The sequence below is a fragment of the Paenibacillus oralis genome (assembly GCF_003863965.1).
Taxonomy (GTDB): domain Bacteria; phylum Bacillota; class Bacilli; order Paenibacillales; family Paenibacillaceae; genus Fontibacillus; species Fontibacillus oralis.
This window is the reverse complement of the sequence record NZ_RRCN01000001.1, coordinates 6,673,655-6,694,661: the sequence shown is the minus strand read 5'-3', so window position 1 is coordinate 6,694,661 and position 21,007 is coordinate 6,673,655. Positions and strand designations below refer to the sequence as shown.

Below are 21,007 nucleotides of genomic sequence, written 5' to 3'. Positions count from 1 at the left end.
TTTGACCGCTGGTTGTATAATCTAAAAACATATACCACAATATTTTAAGGGGGATATCGCTAGATGAAGAAGAGTAAAAGTCTACTCCTGCTTCTGACGCTCGTTCTCGCCGTGGGCACTTTGCTTTCCGCGTGCGGATCAAACGGCGGCAGCAACGGTGCTGCTAACGGAGGCAACAACACGGCATCCAACAGCGGCGACAGCGGTGAGGAGAAATTAGCCGCGGATCAAACGCTGAAAATCAACCTGAGCGCGGAACCGCCTACATTCGATCCGGCTCAAGCCCAAGACAGCCAGTCCAACACGGTGCTTAAGACGATGTATGAAGGTCTTACGCGTCAGGATGGATCCGGTCAATCCGTTCCGGGTGTAGCCGAAAAATGGGAACCAAATGATGATGGCACTCAATACACGTTCCACCTTCGTAAAGATGCAAAATGGAGCAATGGCGATCCTGTAACGGCAAATGATTTCGTGTTTGCGTGGGAGCGCGTGCTGAGCCCGGAAACACAACCGGCGGCTCCTTATGCTTACCAATTGTATTATTTGAAAAACGCTCAAGAATATAATGAAGGAAAAATTACCGATTTCAGCCAAGTTGGCGTGAAAGCGGTGGATGATTATACACTGCAAGTTGATCTGGTAGCTCCTACGCCTTATTTTGTAGGCCTGACCTCTTTCTACACTTATTATCCGGTTCACCCATCCGTCAAGGATGACCCGAAATGGGCGGTTGACCAAAGCAAAATGATCGTAAACGGCCCGTTCACGCTGACCAATTGGGTGAAAGGCTCAACGATCGAAGTTACGAAAAACGAAAACTACTGGGATAAAGACAACATCAAGCTGAACAAAATCAACATGACTTTGGTGAACAGCAGCTCAACGGAATTGGCTGGTTACCAAAACGGTGAGTTGGATCGCGCCGGCCATCCGAACGGTGAAATTCCAACCGACCAAATCCCGATTCTGAGAGACCAGCTGAAAGACGAACTGGAAATCAAAGGTATCGCAAGTACCTATTACTACGAATTTAACGTAACGGCCGAGCCGTTCGATAACGTGAATATCCGTAAAGCCTTTGCTATGTCTATCGACCGTCAAGCGATCGTCGATAACGTAACCCTTGGCGGACAGCTTCCGGCGTTCGGTTACGTTCCTCCGGGCATCAAAGGCGTAAACGACGAATACCGCAACGAGCACAAAGACGACTATTTCACGGAAAATGTGGAAGAAGCGAAAAAACTGCTTGAGCAAGGCATGAAGGAAAAAGGTTATACGAAACTTCCGGAAATCACGTTGATCTACAACTCCAGCGATGCGCATAAGAAAGTAGCGCTGGCTATAGCCGACATGTGGAAGAAAAATCTTGGCGTTGACGTGAAGACACAAAACCAAGAATGGGCCGTATTTGTCGAAAATCGCCAAAACCTGAATTACCAAGTGGCTCGTGCCGGCTGGACCGCCGACTACAACGATCCGATGACGTTTTTGGATATGTGGGTAACTGACGGCGGCAACAACGACACCGGTTTCTCCAACGAGGAATACGACAAGCTGATTGCCGAAGCGAAAGCTACCGAAGATATGGCTAAACGCGATGAAGCCTTCGCAAAAGCCGAAAAAATCTTCATTCAAGACAACATGGTCGTGATGCCGCTTTACTACTACACGAACGTTGCGGCCGAGAAGCCATACCTGAAGGGTGTATTCCTTGACTTTAGCGGTGCTGTTGACTATACCCGCGCGTACCTGCTCGAACATTAATCCGTAAAGGGCAGGCCCATGCAAGAACGAAGCGAATAGCAACTTCGGGATATATATGTGGGCTACTTCATATATATCCCGATTTTTTATGTGCGGTTTTCTCCCAAGTATTTCGTACTTATACAAATATATGGAATAGACAAACTAGTTCTTTTCACCTAGAATCGATATGTGTCGAAATATACAAGAAGGAGGTGTGAACGGGCATGATACGTTATATTGCCAATAAGTTTTTTTACATGTTGGTTTCGTTATTCATTCTGATCTCGGCCACCTTTTTTCTGATGAAAGCCATTCCAGGTGATCCGCTAACGTCAGAAAAACAGGTGCCTCCCGCGATTAAGGAGCGCCTTTATGAACAACTTGGACTCGACAAGCCCGTTTATCAGCAGTATTTAAAATATTTGAGTGATGTTGCGCACGGAGATTTGGGCATTTCCATGAAGATGATTAACCAGGATGTGTCCAAAATCATCGGGCAAACGTTTTCGGCGTCCTTGAAGCTGGGGATCGTCGCGATTATCGTTGCCGTAATCGTCGGGGTGCTGCTTGGCATGCTGGCAGCATTGTATCATCGCAAATTGATCGACAATGTGGCTATGGTGCTGGCGGTGTTAGGGATCGCGGTGCCGAGCTTTGTAGTTGCTTCTTTGCTGCAATATGTGTTTGCCTCCAAGCTGCACTGGCTTCCGACGATGGGCTTTAAGGGACCGCTGTATTACGTGCTTCCTGTAGCGGCGTTAACCGCGCAGCCGATCGCTTTTATCGCCCGTCTGACGCGTTCAAGCATGCTGGAAGTATTGCATGCCGACTATATCAAGACGGCCAAAGCGAAAGGTTTGGGCTGGATGGCGATTTTGTTCCGCCACGTTATCCGCAACGGAATTATGCCGGTCATTACTTATCTTGGGCCAATGACGGCCGACATCGTTACCGGCTCGGTCGTAATCGAGCAAATCTTTGGGATTGGCGGGATCGGCAAACAGTTCGTGCAGGCGATCAGCGTCCGTGACTATCCGCTGATTATGGGGATTACGATCTTTTACGGGGTATTGCTGATGTCGGCGCGTTTTATAACGGATATCGCTTACGTATTCGTAGATCCGCGAATCAAGCTAAGCGGAAGGAAGGAGGGCTAAAGGATGGATGCGAATTCCGTAAAAGTGATGCCGGCTCCGGCGGATCTGACCCCCGAGGATTTTCGGAAAATCGGAACGGACGAGAAAGAAGCCGAGGTCATTCAGCGCGAGAGTATTTCCGCATGGCGGGATGCCTGGTATCGTTTGTGCAGCAACAAGATGGCTATGACGGCGCTTGTCGTCCTTGTTATCATCTCACTTGCCGCTATCGTCGCCCCATGGATCGTCGAAAAAATCAATGGTTTAAACTATTATTCCAATGATCTGATGAGCACCAACAAGGGACCGTCCGCTCAGCACTGGTTTGGGACCGACGACCTCGGTCGCGATATGTTCGTCCGTACTTGGATGGGCGCGCGAATTTCTCTGATTGTAGGTTTGGCTGCCGCATGCATCGACTTGTTGATCGGTGTTATTTATGGCGGTATCATGGGATACTTTGGCGGCCGCGTTGATGAAATTATGAATAAGTTTTCCGAGATTTTGTACGCTATTCCGTACCTGCTGGTGACGATTTTGCTGCTGGTCGTGCTCGAGCCAAGCCTGGGAACGATCATATTGGCTTTAACGATCACGGGCTGGATCAACATGTCGTGGATTGTCCGCGGCGAGATTATGCAGCTCAAAAACCGCGAGTTCGTGCTGGCATCCCGTTCGATGGGCGCAGGCTCGGGGCGTTTACTGTTCCGCCATCTGCTGCCAAATGCGGTTGGACCGATCATCGTCACGGTGACGTTGTCCGTACCAAAAGCGATTTTTGCCGAAGCGTTCTTAAGCTTCCTTGGTCTTGGTGTGCAGGCTCCGATCGCATCGCTTGGTTCCATGATTAACGATGCTTTGACAGGATGGCTGTACTATCCGTGGCGCATGTTGTTCCCGGCCATATTGATCAGCTTGATCATGCTGGCGTTTAACATTTTCGGCGACGGCCTTCGCGACGCGCTGGATCCTAAACTGAAGAAATAGGAGGTGGAATGATGGAGCCGATTCTACAAATCAAAGATTTGCATGTGTCCTTTCAAGTCAGAGGCGGAGAAGTCAAAGCTGTTCGCGGCATGAACTTCGAAGTGGGGAAAGGGGAAACGGTCGCGATTGTCGGTGAATCCGGCAGCGGTAAAAGCGTAACGGCCCAAACGATCATGCGTCTGATTCCGTCCCCTCCGTCAATCATTAAGCAAGGTGAAATTATTTTTCAAGGCGAAAACCTGTTGACCAAAAGCAATAAACAAATGGAAGCCATTCGCGGTAAAGATATCGGCATGATTTTTCAGGACCCGATGACCTCTTTGAATCCTACCATTAAAGTAGGCCGACAGATTACCGAAGTGTTAATCAAACATCAGAAAATGTCAGCGGGCGAAGCGAAAGAGCGTGCCATTGAAATGCTGAAGCTAGTCGGCATTAAAAATGCGGAAGCCCGCTTTAACCAATACCCTCACGAATTTTCCGGGGGCATGCGGCAGCGCGTCATGATCGCTATTGCTCTTGCATGCCGTCCGGCGCTGCTGATCGCGGACGAACCGACGACAGCGCTTGACGTTACGATTCAGGCACAAATCATGGACGTCATGAAAGAGATGCAGGAGCATCTCGGCACTTCCATCATTTTGATTACCCACGACCTTGGTGTCGTTGCCGGCATGTGCGATCGCGTCATCGTCATGTATGCCGGGGAAGTTGTAGAAACCGGAACGAAGTGGGAAATCTTTAAAAACCCGCAGCATCCTTACACGAAAGGCTTGCTGCGCTCGATGCCGCGGTTGGATCAAAAGAAAGGGGAGCCCCTTATTCCTATTATCGGCACTCCGCCCGATTTGATTAAACCGCCGGTTGGCTGTCCATTTGCGGCACGCTGCGAGCATGCGATGAAGATTTGCGAACGCATCGATCCGGGAGCGACCGTATTCAGCGATACGCATACGGCCCGTTGCTGGGATCTTCATCCGATGGCCAGGGAGGGACAGTCGTCATGAGTATTGGGAAAACGTTGATCGAAGTCGAAGGGCTCAAGAAATATTTTAACGTCGGCGGCGGCAATGTGCTGAAAGCCGTTAACGACATCAGCTTCTCGATTGCCGAAGGCGAAACGCTAGGCCTCGTTGGCGAGTCGGGCTGCGGGAAATCGACCGCGGGACGCACGATCCTTCGCTTGTACGAGCCAACCGCCGGCAGCATTCGTTTTAACGGAACCGATATTACGAAACTTCATCCGCGGAAAATGAAGGCGATGCGCCGCGATATGCAGATGATCTTCCAAGATCCGTACGCCTCGTTGAATCCGCGGTTTACGGTTACGGATATCATCGGCGAAGCACTGGACATCCACGGCATGGCCGGATCGCGGGCGGAGCGCAAAAAACGCGTGGAAGAGCTGCTTGATATGGTCGGCTTGAATCCCGATCATGCGACGCGTTATCCGCACGAATTTTCCGGCGGACAACGGCAGCGGATCGGAATTGCCCGGGCGCTGGCGGTAAATCCGAAGTTCATCATCTGCGACGAACCGATTTCGGCGCTCGACGTGTCCATTCAAGCGCAGGTGGTCAACCTGCTTAAAGAACTGCAGGACCGCCTCGGTTTAACGTATTTGTTCATCGCCCACGATTTGTCGATGGTTAAACATATCAGCGATCGCGTAGCCGTCATGTATCTGGGCCGGATCGTTGAGCTCGCGGAAAGCGAAGAGCTTTACGCCAACCCGCAGCACCCGTATACGAAGACGCTGCTGTCCGCGATTCCGATTCCGGACCCGGAGATCGAAGCGAACAAGAAGCGGATTCACTTGGAGGATACGGGGAACGGCCCGATTACTTCCAAGGACGGCAATACCGACGGCGGATTGTTCGATCTGGACAATTCGGAGCTGGTTGAAGTGTCCAAAGGTCATTTTGTGGCGATGCCGAAAAAAGGCTAAGCTGTTTTGTGGTAAACTCCGGCTGCACGGTTAAACCGGCAGCGGGAGTTTTTTGCCGTTTATGCCGTTTCAGGCTTACGGAAAGTGAGAAATTTAACAAAAGTAAGGTTATCTTTGACGGGTACGCAGAGTATCCGGTACAATCAAGGAAGGTTTGCATGGAAGAACAGGAGGCAGGTAACCTGATGAATATAGTAGAAGATCTTCTGGCGCCCGCCGGGCCGCTTGCGGAAGCATATGCGCATCGTTTTGGAGCGGTCGCCGCTCTTTACGAATATGATCCGGCGTTGGATGAAAGCTGGCACAGACGGCTCAAATGGCTGGATGAAACGGAGCATCGCCGGATAAACCGGACCGCCTTGGTAAGCCGGCTGCGCGAATACAATCGTCTGCATAATCCGGATGCCGCTGTGGAGCAGGCGCTCAGCAGGCTAGCGCAACCGGGGACCGCGGTCATCGCCGGCGGGCAGCAAAGCGGCTTGTTTACCGGGCCGCTGCTGGTGATTTATAAGGCGATCACGATTATTAAAGCGGCCAAAACCGCCGCCGCCAAACTGAATCGGCCGGTCGTGCCGGTGTTTTGGATTGCCGGGGAGGATCACGATTGGGATGAAGTGAATCATTCCTACTTTTTATCTCCGGATCTGCAGGTCAAGCGTATTCGCATCTTGCGCGATGCGGATAACCGCCTGCCGGTCAGCTTTAGCCAGGTCCAAAGGGAGGAATGGGAGCAGGCGGCGGATGAGCTGGAGCAACTGCTTCCGGGCAGCGAGTTTAAGTCCGGCTTGATGGAGTTGTTCAGACGTTCCGCTGCGGAATCGGCGAGTCTGTCCGAATGTTTCGCCAAGCTGATGGGTGCCTGGTTCGGCAAATTCGGCCTTGTGCTGCTGGATTCCGCGGATCGCGAGCTCCGTAAGCTGGAGACCCCGGTATTTGAAGCAATCATCCGGCAAAACGACGAGCTGGAGTCGGCTTACTTCGAAAGTTTGCGCGATTTGGCCGGGCTAGGATACGAACCGCAAGCCGAAGTAAGCGAAAGCGGAGCCAATCTGTTTTACATACATGAGCAGGAGCGGCTGCTGTTGTTCAAGCGGGAAGGCGGCTTCGCCGACCGGAAAGGGAAGGTTTCCTTCACCCGGGATGAACTGTTGGCCGAGCTTCGCGAGCATCCGGAGCGTTTCAGCAACAATGTGTTGACCCGGCCGCTAATGCAGGACAGTATTTTGCCGGTTCTCGGCGCCGTGCTGGGTCCGGGGGAAATCTCCTACTGGGCGTTAACCCGCAAAGCGTTCGGCAAGCTGGGCTTGCAAATGCCGCTGCTGCTGGCGCGGGAGTCTTTTACCGTGGTGGAGGGCACGTTGCAGAAGCATATGGAAAAATACGGCCTTAGCTGGAACGACGTCAAAGACCTTGAGGTACTGCGGCAAAAACGCGAAGCGTGGCTGGCAAATCAGGACGCGCTTCATATCGATGCCCGTTTCGACGAAATCAAGTCGGCTTTTGGCGAAATGTACGATCCGCTGATCGAACAGCTCGCCGCTATCCAAAACGGGCTGCTGAAATTAGGGACTGCCAATCGCGATAAAATTTACGATCAGATCGACTATTTGCGCGGCAAGGCAAAGGATGCCCTGGAAAAAAGCAATGAAGCGGGATTGCGCCATTTCGAGCGGATTGAGTTATCGCTGATTCCTCTGCGGAAGCCGCAGGAACGGGTTTACAACATATTTTATTATATGAACCGGTTTGGCGCGGAATGGATTGACGTATTGATGGATATTCCTTATGACATCACGGGTACGCACCGAATTATTTATTTATAGAGGAGGCAGATCAAAAATGAGTTCAGCAGCGATTCAAAACAGCATTATTACGGACTTGAAGCTTGCGCCGGAGGGGCATCTCAAAATCGATTGGGTGGAGGCCCACATGCCGGTGCTGAACCGGATCCGCAAACAGTTTGAAGCGGAACAGCCGTTTAGAGGATTGAAAGTGACGATCTCGCTCCACCTTGAAGCGAAAACCGCTTATTTGGCGAAAGTGGTGCAAGCCGGCGGAGCCGAAGTGACGATCACCGGAAGCAATCCGCTGTCGACCCAGGATGATGTCTGCGCGGCGCTCGTGGAAGACGGGGTTACGGTATTTGCCAAATACAACCCGGAACCGGCGGAGTACAAAGCTCTCTTGATCAAGGCGTTGGAAACGAAACCCGATCTGATCATCGACGACGGCGGCGATTTGGTGACGATCCTGCATTCCGAACGGCCGGACCTGCTGGGAAATGTCCGTGGCGGCGCCGAGGAAACGACGACCGGCATTTTGCGCCTGAAAGCGATGGATAAGGAAGGAAAACTTAAATTCCCGATGGTCGCGGTAAACGATGCATACTGCAAATATTTGTTCGACAACCGCTACGGCACCGGACAATCGGTGTGGGACGGTATCAACCGCACGACGAATTTGGTCGTCGCGGGCAAAACCGTCGTCGTCGTCGGCTACGGCTGGTGCGGCAAAGGCGTGGCGATGCGGGCCAAGGGGCTTGGCGCAAACGTTATCGTCACCGAAGTCGATGCGATCAAAGCTGTTGAAGCCTACATGGACGGGTTCCGCGTAATGCCGATGCTGGAAGCCGCCAAACTCGGCGATTTCTTCGTGACGGTAACCGGCAACCGGGACGTCATTCGCGGCGAGCATTACGATGTGATGAAAGACGGGGCGATTTTGTCGAATGCCGGCCATTTCGACGTAGAGGTGAACAAACCCGAACTGCAGGAGCGTTCCGTCTCGGTGCGGACCGTACGCCGCAATATCGAGGAATATCAATTGAAGGACGGACGGAAAGTGTATATCCTTGCCGAAGGCCGTCTCGTCAACCTCGCGGCTGGCGACGGACATCCGGCCGAAATCATGGACATGACGTTTGCGCTTCAGGCGTTGTCGCTGAAGTATGTCAATGACCGCTATAAGGAAATCGGCAGCACGGTCGTTAACGTGCCGTATGAACTCGATGAGCAAGTAGCCCGCTTCAAGCTGGAAAGCCTCGGCGTAGGCATCGACACGCTTTCCGCCGAGCAGCGCGCCTATCTCGACAGCTGGCAGGAGCATTAATCGGCCGGCCGAGGCGTGGCCAGGGCCTGTCATTTTGGCGAGCAGCCGGAGTATGATACTCCCGGCTGCTCGCTTTTTTGTTTATTCACCTCTGTGCGCCTCACCATAAGCTCACGTATCTTTCCTTGTCCAAACTATCTCCCTATACGCTCAGGTAACTTTCTCAGCTAGACTAGTTCTCTTTATAACAATTGCGATCGATAGCCCGAATTTTTCACTGTTACGCTGTACACCAGTCTCCCCCCTTGTTAAAAAATTTCCGCCCACAAGCAGGATTTTTCCGCTGAATGCAGAATAGGTACTTAACATGTGGAGCAAAGTGGTGTAAAGTGGGGGAAAGAGGTAGGGAGTGAGACAGCAATGTTTATGGGGGAATTCCAACATAGCATTGACGACAAAGGCCGGATTATTATCCCGGCTAAGTTTCGTGATCTCCTCGGAAGCTCTTTTGTGGTTACCCGCGGCTTGGACCAGTGTCTTTTCGTTTATCCGATGCAGGAATGGGAAGTGCTGGAACAGAAGCTGAAAGCTTTGCCGCTCATGAAGTCGGATGCGCGTGCGTTTACCCGCTTTTTTTTCTCCGGTGCTACGGAATGCGAGTGGGATAAACAGGGAAGGGTAAACTTGCCAAGCAATTTAAGGCAGTACGCGAAGCTGGAGAAGGATTGCGCCGTTCTGGGCGTATCTAATCGGGTTGAGATTTGGAGCCGGGACATTTGGGAGCAATACTTCCAGCAGTCTGAGGATACGTTTAACGAGATTGCCGAGAAGCTGGTCGACTTCAATTTCGACCTTTAAAAGGTAGTTAACAATATCTAAAGATAGTTAAAAAGCCGGCTTTCGAAGATGTAACCAGGTTTATTTAAAATCAAGTTCTAGTCTGGAGGGGCGTTAGTCGTGTTTCATCACATCACGGTGCTTAAAGAAGAAGCGACAGAAGGGCTGCGCATCAAGCCGGACGGCATTTACGTAGATTGCACGCTGGGGGGCGGCGGCCACAGCTCGGTTATTTTGTCCCGGCTTGGCGAAGGCGGCAGGCTGATTGCTTTTGATCAGGACGACTGGGCGCTGGACAATGCCAAAGAACGTTTGGCCCCTTATGCGGACAAGTTAACTTTGGTGAAAAGCAATTTTCGCCATCTGGAACAAAAGCTGCTGGAGCTGGGCGGTATCCCTCGGCTGAACGGGGTTCCGCAAGTGGACGGCGTGCTGTTTGATCTAGGCGTTTCGTCTCCGCAGTTCGACGAGGGGGAACGCGGCTTCAGCTACAACGCCGATGCTCCGCTTGATATGCGCATGGATCAAACGGCGCGGCTCACGGCCCGGGAAATCGTTAACGAATGGCCGGAGCGGGAAATTGCCCGCATTTTGTTCCAGTACGGAGAAGAGAAGTTCTCCAGGCGCATCGCCAAGGTCATTGTGGAGAGGCGCGAACAGGAGCCGGTGGAAACGACCGGTCAACTGGTCGAGCTGATCAAGGAAGGAATCCCGGCGGCGGCCCGGCGAACGGGCGGGCACCCCGCCAAACGCAGCTTTCAGGCGCTGCGGATCGCCGTAAACGACGAGCTTGGCGCGTTTGAAGACGGCTTGCATGCCGCGATTCGTTGTTTGGCGCCGGGCGGAAGAGTTTCGGTCATCACCTTTCATTCTTTGGAGGACCGCATCTGCAAGCAGATTTTTGCCGGTTATGTGGAGAAATGCACCTGTCCTCCCGACTTTCCGATGTGCGTGTGCGGGGGAAAGGGGTCGCTGAAGTTAATAAACCGGAAACCGGTGGTTCCGACGGAGAGGGAACTGGCCGAAAACTCGCGGGCGCGGTCGGCAAAATTGCGCGTGGCGGAGAAATTGCAAACCTTAGTGGAGGAATCGTAAATGGCTTATTCGCGGGGGAACTTGGCAGTAAAAGAAAAGTCAGCAGAACGTAAGTATCCGTCACAGCGCTATCGCGAAACGACGAAGGTCGTCACTCGCCGCTCAACGCTTCCGGTTCGCGAGAAACTGCTGTACATGGTGACGATTATTTTTTGCGTGGCGGTGATGGCCGGTCTTTTATGGCAAAATGTTACACTTTACAACATCAAGCGGCAAATGTTTAATTTGAATACGGATATTCAAGCGATGAGCGCCGAGATCAAGGAATTGTCGGTCAAAAAAGAAAAACTGGAGGAGCAAATCCCTGAGGAAGCGGCCAAACTTGGTTATGTTGAGCCGGAAGAAGAAGGGTTCCATGTTCAGGTTCCGGCGGGAGCATCATCGGCGGCAACTCCGGACGACAGCGCGGAGACTGACGGCTCATTGGAAGAGACGGGCAATGCGGATGGCCTGACGGCAATCCGAAAATAATCTTAGTTTAAAGAGGTTTTACCATGACCAAGAGAATAAAACTTCGAACATTGCTAATAGGGGGATGCGTCACCCTCTTTTTTGCTGTATTGATAGGAAGAGTGTTTTGGCTGCAGATTGTTCAGGAGGATTTTTGGCAGGCCCACGCCGAAGAACTATGGTCTACCAAAAAGGATTTGCCCGCCGCACGGGGAACGATCACGGACCGCAAAGGCGACGTATTGGCCATGGACGCTCCCGCCTATACGGTGGCGATCAATCCGGAGATCATTCATGCCAGCGGGCTGGAAAATGAAGTGACTGAGGGGTTAAGCCGGATTCTCGGTAAAGATGAGCAGGAGATGCGCGACCTCGTCAATGCCAAGACGAAAGACGGGAAATATTCCACCCATCGGGAAGTGCGCAACGAAGGCTTGAAAATTGACCAGGAACTCAGCGATCAAGTGGAAGCTTTCAGAAACAAGCTGCTGCAAGAGCATGAGAAATTGAAAGACACCGGCATTTATTTGATGAAGGAGCAAAAACGCTATTATCCTCAAAAGAGCCTGGCCGCTCATATTTTGGGCTATACCGACCGCGACGGAAACGCGGTGTCCGGCCTGGAGGCTTCTTACGACGAGGAGCTTAAGGGACAGGACGGCTACCTTGAATACAAACGCGACGGCAGGGGAATCGAGATCCCGAAAGCCAGCGAAATTTACCAGCCGGCGAAAAACGGGCAGAATCTGCAGTTGACGATTGACGATACGATCCAGCATTACATCGAACAAGCGATGAAGGAAGCGTATAACGAGCTGCAGCCGATCAGCATGAGCGTCATCGCCGTCGATCCGAAAACGATGGAAATTCTCGGGATGGCGAACATGCCTACATATAACCCGAATGAATATTGGGCCGACGTCGATCAGAAAAACTTTTACAACCATGCTATCAAATCGGTGTACGAGCCGGGTTCCACATTTAAAATTGTGACCTTGGCCGGGGCTGTTCAGGAAGGTCTTTTTAACCCGAATGCCACTTATATGTCGGGTAGTATCCGTGTTCCGGGGCGAACGATCCACGATTTAAAACGATCCGGCTGGGGGCCGATCACTTACTTGGAGGGTGTGAAACGTTCCAGTAACGTCGGTTTTGTCAAACTGGGTTATGAGATGCTGGGCCCCGAGCGGCTGAAAAGCTATGTCGACAATTTCGGGTTCGGGCAAAAGACGGGCATCGAGCTTCCGGGTGAGGCCAAAGGGATCGTGGACCCGGTGCAGCAGGCCGACTTCGCGGCGATGTCCTACGGGCACGGCAAGCTGCTCGTTACGCCGCTGCAGCAGGTCGTTGCGGTGTCGGCGGTGGCGAACGGGGGCAAGTTGATGGAGCCGCATATCGTCAAATCCATCACCGATCCGCAAACCGGTAAAACGGAGAAAACTGAACCTAAAGTTATCCGCCAGGTGATCACGCCGGAAACCGCAAAGGAAGTTGGCGGTTATTTGGAACAGGTCGTTTCCGACCAGAAAATCGGTACCGGCCGCCATGCTTACATTGAGGGTTACCGGATCGCCGGGAAAACGGGCACGGCCGTAAAAGTTGTCAACGGCGAATACAACTATTCCAAGCAGGTTGTTTCCTTTATCGGGTATGCGCCGGTTGACGATCCGAAAGTTGCAATCATCGTTGTAATCGACGAGCCGAAGGACCCTGAACTGGGCGGCGGTACAGCGGCGGGCCCGGTGTTCAAAAAAATCATGAATCAAATTCTGCAGTACATGGGCGTACCTAAAACGAGCGACGCCAACGCCGACAAAACTAAGCAGGCTGAGAGCGGGCCGAAGGTTCCCGACCTTAAGGGAATGGACGTGCAGAAAGCCAAAGACACCCTTGTCGCTTCAGGGATATCCTACGCGACCTTGGGAAGCGGTACGGGAATTATCTCCCAATACCCCAAAGCGGGAAGTTTCCTGAAAACGGGCCAATTTGTGTATTTGCTGACCGAAGAAGGGGCGAACATGAAAATCCCGAACCTGAAAGGAGAATCGCTGCGGGATGCGTTGGAGTTGCTATCGGTTCTTCAGGTGCCGGTCACCGCGAAGGGGGAAGGATACGTCGCCTCGCAAAAAGTGATCGAAGAAAACGGGGCGCGAAGGGTCGAATTAACGCTTGAACCGCCGGTCACCGAGGAGGCAGCGAAGGGGGAAGCGTCAGCCGGCAGTGAGGCGGCGGACGGCGAAGCCTCCGGCGAGTCCGCGGCAGGCGCGGACAAAAGCGGCGATGACGGACAGTCCGGCGGCGGGAGCCCAAGCGGCTAAGGCTCCGCCGGGGCCGGCGCTGACGCTAAAGCCGGCTCGGAAATAACGGCAATTGGAGAGGTCTTGCGATGATTAAAAGAATTAGACTGCGAACATTGCTGATAGGGGGATGCGCCACCCTCTTTTTTGCTGTATTGATAGGAAGAGTGTTTTGGCTGCAGATTGTTCAGGAGGATTTTTGGCAGGCCCATGCCGAAGAACTATGGTCCACCAAAAAGGATTTGCCCGCCGCACGGGGAACGATCACGGACCGCAAAGGCGACGTATTGGCTATGGACGCTCCCGCCTATACGGTGGCGATCAATCCGAAGACCATTCATGCCAGCGGGCTGGAAAATGAAGTGACTGAGGGGTTAAGCCGGATTCTCGGTAAGGATGAGCAGGAGATGCGCGACCTCGTCAATGCCAAGACGAAAGACGGGGAGTATTACACCCATCGGGAAGTGCGGAATGAAGGTTTGAAGATTGACCAGGAGCTTAGCGATCAAGTGGAGGCTTTCCGAAACAAGCTGCTGCAAGAGCATGAGAAAGTGGAAGACACCGGCATTTATTTGATGAAGGAACAGAAACGCTATTATCCTAAAAATAGCCTAGCCGCTCATATTTTGGGCTATACCGACCGCGACGGAAACGCGGTGTCCGGCCTGGAGGCTTCTTACGACGAGAAGCTTAAGGGAGAAGACGGTTATATCGAATATAAGCGCGACGGCAGAGGGATCGAAATCCCGAAAGCCAGCGAAATTTACCAGCCGGCGAAAAACGGGCAGAATCTGCAGCTGACGATCGATAATACGATCCAGCATTACATCGAACAAGCGATGAAGGAAGCGTATAACGAGCTGCAGCCGATCAGCATGACCGTTATCGCCGCCGATCCGAACACGATGGAAATTCTCGGGATGGCGAACATGCCCACCTACAATCCCAACGAATATTGGGCTGGCGTCGAGCAGAGAAATTTTTACAACCATGCCATCAGTTCGGTGTACGAGCCGGGTTCCACGTTTAAAATCGTACCTTTAGCCGGAGCTGTTCAGGAAGGTTTGTTTAATCCGGAGGATAGATATATGTCCGGGAGTATCCATATAGCGGGCCGAACGGTCAGCGATATTAAAGAATCCGGTTGGGGCCCGATCACATATTTGGAAGGCGTCAAACGTTCCAGCAATGTAGCGTTCGTCAAATTGGGCTACGAAAAGCTGGGGCCCGAACGCCTTAAAACCTACGTCGATAACTTTGGTTTCGGACAGAAGACCGGCATCGAGTTGCCGGGTGAGTACAAAGGGACCGTGAAGCCGGAGCAGCAGGCCGATTTCGCGGTGATGTCCTACGGGCACGGCAAGCTGCTTGTTACGCCGCTGCAGCAGATCGTTGCAATATCGGCTATAGCCAATGGCGGCAAGCTGATGGAGCCGCATATCGTCAAATCGATGACCGACCCTCAGACCGGGGAAACGGTAAAAACCGAGCCCAAGGTGGTGCGCCAGGTGATCACGCCGGAAACCGCCAAGGAAGTTGGAAGCTACTTGGAGCAGGTCGTTTCCGACCGGACGATCGGCACCGGTAAACACGCTTATATCGAGGGGTACAGGGTTGCCGGGAAAACGGGCACGGCGGTAAAGCCTGTTAATGGCGAATACACCAAATTGAAGCAAGTCGTTTCTTTTGTCGGTTACGCGCCGGTGGACGATCCGAAGGTCGCCCTGCTGGTTCTGATCGATGAACCGAAGGATCCTGATTTAGGCGGCGGTACGGCGGCGGGCCCGGTATTCAAAAAAATCATGAATCAAATCCTGCAGTATATGGGCGTGCCTAAAACGAGCGACAGCGGGGCCGAGAAAACGAAACAGGCCGCGAACGGGCCTAAAGTTCCGGAAATGAGCAAGCTGCCGGTTCAGGAGGCCAAAAACAAACTCGCTGCCCAAGGGATTTCCTACGTGACGTTGGGAAGCGGCTCTGAAATCATCTCTCATTTCCCGAAAGCGGGGAGCGTGCTGAAATCGGGCCAGTTCGTGTATTTGCTGACCGAAAACGGCGCCGATATGAAGATCCCCAACCTAAAGGGGAAATCGCTGCGCGATGCCATGGAGCTGTTGGCCGTGCTGCAGGTGCCGGCAACTGCGGCAGGCGAAGGTTACGTCGTGGCGCAAAAAGTCGTCGAAACGAACGGCGCGCGGGCGGTCGAATTAACGCTTGAACCGCCGGTCACGGAGGAGGCAGCGAAGGGGGAAGCGGCGGCCGGCAGTGAGGCGGCGGACGGCGAAGCCTCCGGCGGGTCCGCGGCGGGCGCGGACAAAAGCGGCAATGACGGACAGTCCGGCAGCGGGGGCCCAAGCGGTTAGGGCTCCGCTGGTCCTGCGCAGGCAAAAAAGCTCCTCCGCCGGGGAGCATTCCTGCGGGGACGCCTCCGCGAACTCGCCATAGCTTGTTCTAACCCCTGGTTGTCCTGAATATCCTTGATATGAAAACATTCAAACGTCAGGATGGGATAGGGGGGCAACCAGTGAAAATTTCCAAGTTTACCGTCAGACGAAGACTGTTCTGGCTGTTGATGGTGTTGTGTTTGTTATTTGCGGCCCTTGCCGTGCGCCTTGCCTATGTGCAGATCGGAAAAGGGGCGGAGTTGTCGGCCAAAGCGGAGGACTCCTGGCGCCGGAACATCCCTTATTCGGCAAAGCGGGGAGAAATTAGCGACCGGAACGGCAACGTGCTTGCTTACAATATCACGACCCCGACGGTCATGGCCATTCCGGTGCAGATCAAAAATCGGGAGCAGACGGCCAAAAGCTTGGCGCCTCTGGTCGGCATGAACGAGGACGAGATCTTGAAGTCGATCACCAAGAAACAATCCATAGTCAGGCTGCAACCCGGCGGACGCAAAATTACGATGGAAAAAGCGCAGCAAATTCGTGATTTGGCTCTTCCGGGTATTGTTGTTGCCGAAGACAACAAAAGATATTATCCTTATGGAGGACTTGCCGCTCATATCTTAGGTTTTACCGGCAGCTACAACCAGGGGCTGACCGGAGTGGAAAGCAAATACGAGAGCCTGCTGAGCGGCATGAACGGAAGCGTGTCCTATTTGTCCGACGCCGGCGGCAGATTGATGCCGGGATCGTCGGAGAAATATGTGGAGCCAAAAGACGGGCTGAACCTGACGCTGACGATCGACAAACCGATCCAAAGCATCATCGAGCGCGAGTTGGATCAGGCGATGGACCGGCTGCAAGCCGACTCGGCGCTGACCATCGCAATGAATCCGAAGACGGGCGAAATTTTGGGCATGGCGGCGAGACCGGGCTTTGAGCCCGGGCAATATCAGGAATACGATCCGGCGGTATATAACCGGAACCTTCCGATTTGGATGACATACGAACCGGGTTCCACGTTCAAGATTATCACCTTGGCCGCGGCGCTCCAAGAGAAAAAGGTCGATCTGCTGGGAGATCGTTTTTTTGATCCGGGGTATGTCAAGGTTGGCGGGGCCACGCTCCGCTGCTGGAAGAGGGGCGGGCACGGCAGCCAGACGTTCCTCCAGGTGGTGGAGAATTCCTGCAACCCCGGGTTCGTAGCGCTCGGGCAGCGCCTGGGCAAAGAAACGCTGTTCCAGTACATCAAAAATTTCGGCTTCGGCAGCAAAACCGGGATCGACCTGAACGGCGAGGAAAACGGAATCCTCTTCAAGCTGTCCCGGGTCGGCCCGGTGGAACTGGCGACGACCTCGTTCGGCCAAGGGGTGTCGGTGACGCCGATTCAGCAGATCACCGCGGTTTCGGCCGCGATCAACGGCGGGAAGCTGTATAAGCCTTACGTCGCCAAGTCGTGGACGAACCCCGACACGGGCGAGGTCGTCTCGGAATCGACGCCGCAGCTGGTGCGCCAGGTCATTTCGGAAGAGACGTCCAAGCAGGTTCGAACCGCACTGGAAAGCGTCGTCGCCAACGGCACGGGCGGCAACGCCTTCATCGATGGCTACCGCGTTGGCGGAAAGACCGGGACGGCGCAAAAGGTCATTAACGGGCGATATTCTGCAAACGAGCACATCGTTTCTTTTATCGGCTTCGCTCCGGCGGACGATCCGCAATTGGTTGTTTATACGGCGGTCGACAATCCGCAAGGGGTTCAATTCGGCGGTGTGGTAGCCGCTCCGATCGTGCGGAATATTATGGAGGATGCGCTGGAATACATGCAAGTTCCGCCCCGCCAAAAGCAGGTCACCAAGAAATACAAATACGGCGAGACGCCGATCGTCACCGTTCCCGATCTGATAGGACATACGGCGCAGGAGATCTATGAGGACCTCAACATGAACTTCAACCTGGCGAAATCGGGGGCGGGCAATGTGGTGATTAACCAGGCGCCGAAACCCGGAGCCCGGGTCGAAAAGGGTTCGACGATCCGGATTTATATGGGCAGCGAGGCGGATGCGGAACAACTGCATAATCATAATGAATAATTTTCCTGAACTTTGCAGTTTTTGGTGATAATATAGAGTGAGTGTTCACGAACGTTGTTGAAATACGGAGGGGTAGTTATGCTGCTTAAGGAATTGGCGACTTATTTGATAGCTTCACAAATACGAGGCGACGGGGAGCGGGCGTGCGAAGGCATGGCCATCGACTCGCGGAAGGTTCAGCCCGGCGATTTGTTTATATGCCTTCCCGGGCATACGGTCGACGGGCACGACTTCGCTCCGCAAGCCGCGGAAAAAGGAGCGGCGGCGCTTGTCGTGGAACGTTGGCTTGACGATTGTAAGCTGCCCCAGCTCAAAGTGAAGGACAGCCGTTTGGCGATGGCGGTTTTGGGCAACGTGTATTTCGGGTTTCCTAGCCGTCGTCTGAAGGTCATCGGCGTTACCGGAACGAACGGCAAAACGACAACGACTTATTTGATCGAACGCATTCTTGAGGATCAAGGACGCTCTACGGGGCTTATCGGCACGATTCAGCGCAAATTCGCCGGCAGTACGTATCCGATGTCGGGCACGACGCCGGAATCGCTCGAACTGCAGCGGTATTTGCACGAAATGGCCGAAGGCGGCGCGGATTACTGCGTGATGGAGGTGTCCTCCCATGCGCTGGACCAGGGCCGTGTTAAAGGAACGTTTTTCCGGACGGCCATCTTTACAAATTTGACCCAGGATCATTTGGATTATCACAGCACGATGGAAGAATACCGCGGGGCCAAGGGGCTGTTCTTCTCCCGCCTGGGCAACGCTTATCCGGCCGATCCGAACGAACGAAGCTACGCGGTCCTTAATGCGGATGACCCGGCAAGCTCCTATTTCGCCAAGCAAACCGCCGCGGAAACGATCACGTACGGGGTGGAGAACGAGGCCGATGTCCGCGCCTCGGACATTTCCATAACCGCGAAAGGCACCTTGTTCCATGTCGACACTTTCCAAGGCAGCGCCGATATTTCGCTGCGCATGGTCGGCAAGTTCAACGTTTACAACGCGCTAGCCGCGATCGCGGCCGCTTTGCTCGAAGGGATCCCGCTCGAACGGATCAAGGCCAGCCTGGAAGCGGTCAAAGGCGTGGAAGGACGGGTCGAGGCGGTCGATGAGGGCCAATCCTTCGCCGTCATCGTCGATTACGCCCATACTCCCGACGGGCTGGAGAATGTGCTGCGGACCGTTAACGAGTTTGCCCAAGGCCGCGTCATCTGCGTCTTCGGCTGCGGCGGCGACCGGGACCGCACGAAGCGTCCGATCATGGGGCGGATCGCCGCGAAATACGCCCAGCACGTCATCGTGACCTCCGACAACCCGCGCACCGAAAATCCCGATGCTATACTAAGCGACATCGAGCAGGGATTGCTCGGCGACGGGGTGGATCGCAGCCGTTATGAGCTGATCGTTGACCGCCGCGAGGCCATCCAAAAGGCTATTGAAATGGCAAGCCGTGAAGATGTAGTATTGATTGCGGGGAAAGGTCATGAAACCTATCAGTTGATCGGAACCGCGGTGCTCGATTTTGATGATCGAATCGTAGCAAAAGAAGCGATAAGGGGTTTGGCGAAGTGATAATTAGAAAATTGGCGGATATAGCCGCGATGTGCGGCGGAAAAGTGCGGGAGGCGGCCGATTCCGGCATTACGGTACGCGGCGCGGTTACCGATTCCCGGCAAATCGCAATGGACTGTTTGTTTATTCCGTTATCCGGGGAAAGGTTCGACGGCCACGATTTTGCTGCCGGCTGTCTGGGCGCGGGAGCGGCCGCAACCCTGTGGGAGCGGTCCAAAGGAACGCCTCCCGGGCCGGCCGTCCTGGTGGACGATTGCTTGGAGGCGCTGCAAACGCTGGCCAAGTCCTACTTGGTCCAGACGGGCGCTAAGGTAGTCGGCATTACGGGCAGCAACGGGAAAACGACGACTAAAGACCTCGTTTACGCGCTTTTGTCCACGACGTATAAAGTGCATAAAACCAAAGGGAATTTCAACAACCACATCGGCCTGCCGCTGACGATCCTGGCGATGCCCGAGGAGGCGGAGATCGCCGTCCTGGAGATGGGCATGAGCGGCCGCCGCGAAATCGAGCTGCTGTCCAAACTGGCCGAGCCCGAGACGGCGGTCATTACCAACATCGGCGAAGCGCATCTGCTGCAGCTCGGCTCGCGGGAGGAAATCGCGCGGGCCAAACTGGAGATCCTCGCGGGGATGAAGCCCGGGGGATTGTTCGTCTACAATGGGGACGAACCTTTGATTCCCCAGGTGCTCGCGGAGGCGGACACGCGGAAGCCGGAGCGGCTGCAGACCGCCACGTTTGGCCTAGGTCAAGGCAATGACGAATACCCGACCGGGATGATGTTTATGGAGGATCGCATTCTGTTCACTTCAAATGAGACCGGCGGGGAGCCGCTGGAGCTGCCCCTGCTGGGCGAGCACAACGTGGTGAACGCTTTGGCCGCGCTCACGGTCGCCCGCCGCTATGGGGTCAGCGAAGCCGCGATTCGGGACGGGCTGAGCCATGCCGAACTAACCGGGATGCGGATCGAGCGCATCATCGGCGCAAGCGGCGTGACGATCCTGAACGATGCGTACAATGCCAGCCCCACTGCGATGAAAGCGGCGATCGGAGTGCTGGAAAAGATGAAAGGGTTCCGCCAAAAAGTCGCCGTGCTCGGGGATATGCTCGAGCTTGGAGCCTCTGAGGAGGAATACCACCGCGAGATCGGCGCCGCCTTGACACCGGGTCAAGTGGATCAGCTTTTTACTTACGGGACTCTGGGCTTGAAAATCGCCGAGGGCGCGTCCGAACATTTGGAACCTGCGCGCATTCACGCATATACTGATAAAACTGAACTCATCCGCAATTTGATTTCGCAGCTCCATCCGAAGGACGTCGTGCTGGTCAAGGCTTCCCGGGGCATGAAGCTGGAGGAAATCGTAGACGCGGTTAGACATAGCAATCTAAAGCACTAAACACCGGCGAGAGGGGG

Annotated in this window: 15 protein-coding genes; all 15 read left to right on the top strand. The window is 53.9% G+C overall.

From position 1 onward, the window contains the following. Positions 1 to 63: 63 nt before the first annotated feature. The 15 genes from EHV15_RS29900 (at position 64) to EHV15_RS29830 (ending at position 20,990) form a co-directional block, all read left to right on the top strand. Positions 64 to 1,767, top strand: coding sequence for a peptide ABC transporter substrate-binding protein (locus EHV15_RS29900; RefSeq protein WP_128634465.1), 1,704 nt, complete (start codon positions 64 to 66; stop codon positions 1,765 to 1,767). A 206-nt stretch (positions 1,768 to 1,973) separates the two neighbouring features. After that, positions 1,974 to 2,906: an ABC transporter permease gene (locus EHV15_RS29895; protein WP_128634464.1), complete on the top strand. Its 933-nt coding sequence runs from the start codon at positions 1,974 to 1,976 to the stop codon at positions 2,904 to 2,906. A 3-nt stretch (positions 2,907 to 2,909) separates the two neighbouring features. After that, positions 2,910 to 3,872, top strand: a complete 963-nt coding sequence (locus EHV15_RS29890) for an ABC transporter permease (RefSeq protein ID WP_128634463.1) — start codon at positions 2,910 to 2,912, stop codon at positions 3,870 to 3,872. A gap of 11 nt (positions 3,873 to 3,883) precedes the next feature. After that, the gene (locus tag EHV15_RS29885; protein WP_128634462.1) at positions 3,884 to 4,879 is read left to right on the top strand and encodes an ABC transporter ATP-binding protein; all 996 of its coding nucleotides are present in this window, start codon (positions 3,884 to 3,886) and stop codon (positions 4,877 to 4,879) included. Then, the gene (locus EHV15_RS29880; RefSeq protein WP_128634461.1) at positions 4,876 to 5,820 is read left to right on the top strand and encodes an ABC transporter ATP-binding protein; all 945 of its coding nucleotides are present in this window, start codon (positions 4,876 to 4,878) and stop codon (positions 5,818 to 5,820) included. Before EHV15_RS29885 ends, EHV15_RS29880 begins: the two co-directional genes overlap by 4 nt. Before the next feature lie 185 nt (positions 5,821 to 6,005). After that, complete coding sequence (gene bshC / locus EHV15_RS29875) at positions 6,006 to 7,643, top strand: bacillithiol biosynthesis cysteine-adding enzyme BshC (protein ID WP_128634460.1); 1,638 nt, start codon at positions 6,006 to 6,008, stop codon at positions 7,641 to 7,643. Positions 7,644 to 7,659: 16 nt separating this feature from the next. Further along, a complete protein-coding gene (locus tag EHV15_RS29870) occupies positions 7,660 to 8,928 on the top strand; it encodes an adenosylhomocysteinase (protein ID WP_128634459.1) in 1,269 nt (422 codons plus the stop codon). 360 nt (positions 8,929 to 9,288) lie between these two features. Next, on the top strand, positions 9,289 to 9,726 hold the full coding sequence (mraZ, locus tag EHV15_RS29865; RefSeq protein WP_128634458.1) for a division/cell wall cluster transcriptional repressor MraZ: 438 nt from the start codon (positions 9,289 to 9,291) through the stop codon (positions 9,724 to 9,726). 99 nt (positions 9,727 to 9,825) lie between these two features. Next, positions 9,826 to 10,800, top strand: coding sequence for a 16S rRNA (cytosine(1402)-N(4))-methyltransferase RsmH (gene rsmH / locus EHV15_RS29860; RefSeq protein WP_128634457.1), 975 nt, complete (start codon positions 9,826 to 9,828; stop codon positions 10,798 to 10,800). After that, positions 10,801 to 11,271: a hypothetical protein gene (locus tag EHV15_RS29855; protein ID WP_128634456.1), complete on the top strand. Its 471-nt coding sequence runs from the start codon at positions 10,801 to 10,803 to the stop codon at positions 11,269 to 11,271. A 23-nt stretch (positions 11,272 to 11,294) separates the two neighbouring features. Next, complete coding sequence (locus EHV15_RS29850) at positions 11,295 to 13,568, top strand: penicillin-binding transpeptidase domain-containing protein (protein ID WP_128634455.1); 2,274 nt, start codon at positions 11,295 to 11,297, stop codon at positions 13,566 to 13,568. 68 nt (positions 13,569 to 13,636) lie between these two features. After that, entirely contained in the window at positions 13,637 to 15,910 is a 2,274-nt protein-coding gene (locus EHV15_RS29845) for a penicillin-binding transpeptidase domain-containing protein (protein ID WP_128634454.1), read from the top strand. A 161-nt stretch (positions 15,911 to 16,071) separates the two neighbouring features. After that, positions 16,072 to 18,024, top strand: coding sequence for a stage V sporulation protein D (locus EHV15_RS29840; RefSeq protein WP_128634453.1), 1,953 nt, complete (start codon positions 16,072 to 16,074; stop codon positions 18,022 to 18,024). A gap of 78 nt (positions 18,025 to 18,102) precedes the next feature. After that, positions 18,103 to 19,593, top strand: coding sequence for a UDP-N-acetylmuramoyl-L-alanyl-D-glutamate--2,6-diaminopimelate ligase (locus tag EHV15_RS29835; RefSeq protein WP_128634452.1), 1,491 nt, complete (start codon positions 18,103 to 18,105; stop codon positions 19,591 to 19,593). After that, the gene (locus EHV15_RS29830; RefSeq protein ID WP_425464493.1) at positions 19,593 to 20,990 is read left to right on the top strand and encodes a UDP-N-acetylmuramoyl-tripeptide--D-alanyl-D-alanine ligase; all 1,398 of its coding nucleotides are present in this window, start codon (positions 19,593 to 19,595) and stop codon (positions 20,988 to 20,990) included. Before EHV15_RS29835 ends, EHV15_RS29830 begins: the two co-directional genes overlap by 1 nt. Positions 20,991 to 21,007: the final 17 nt, after the last annotated feature.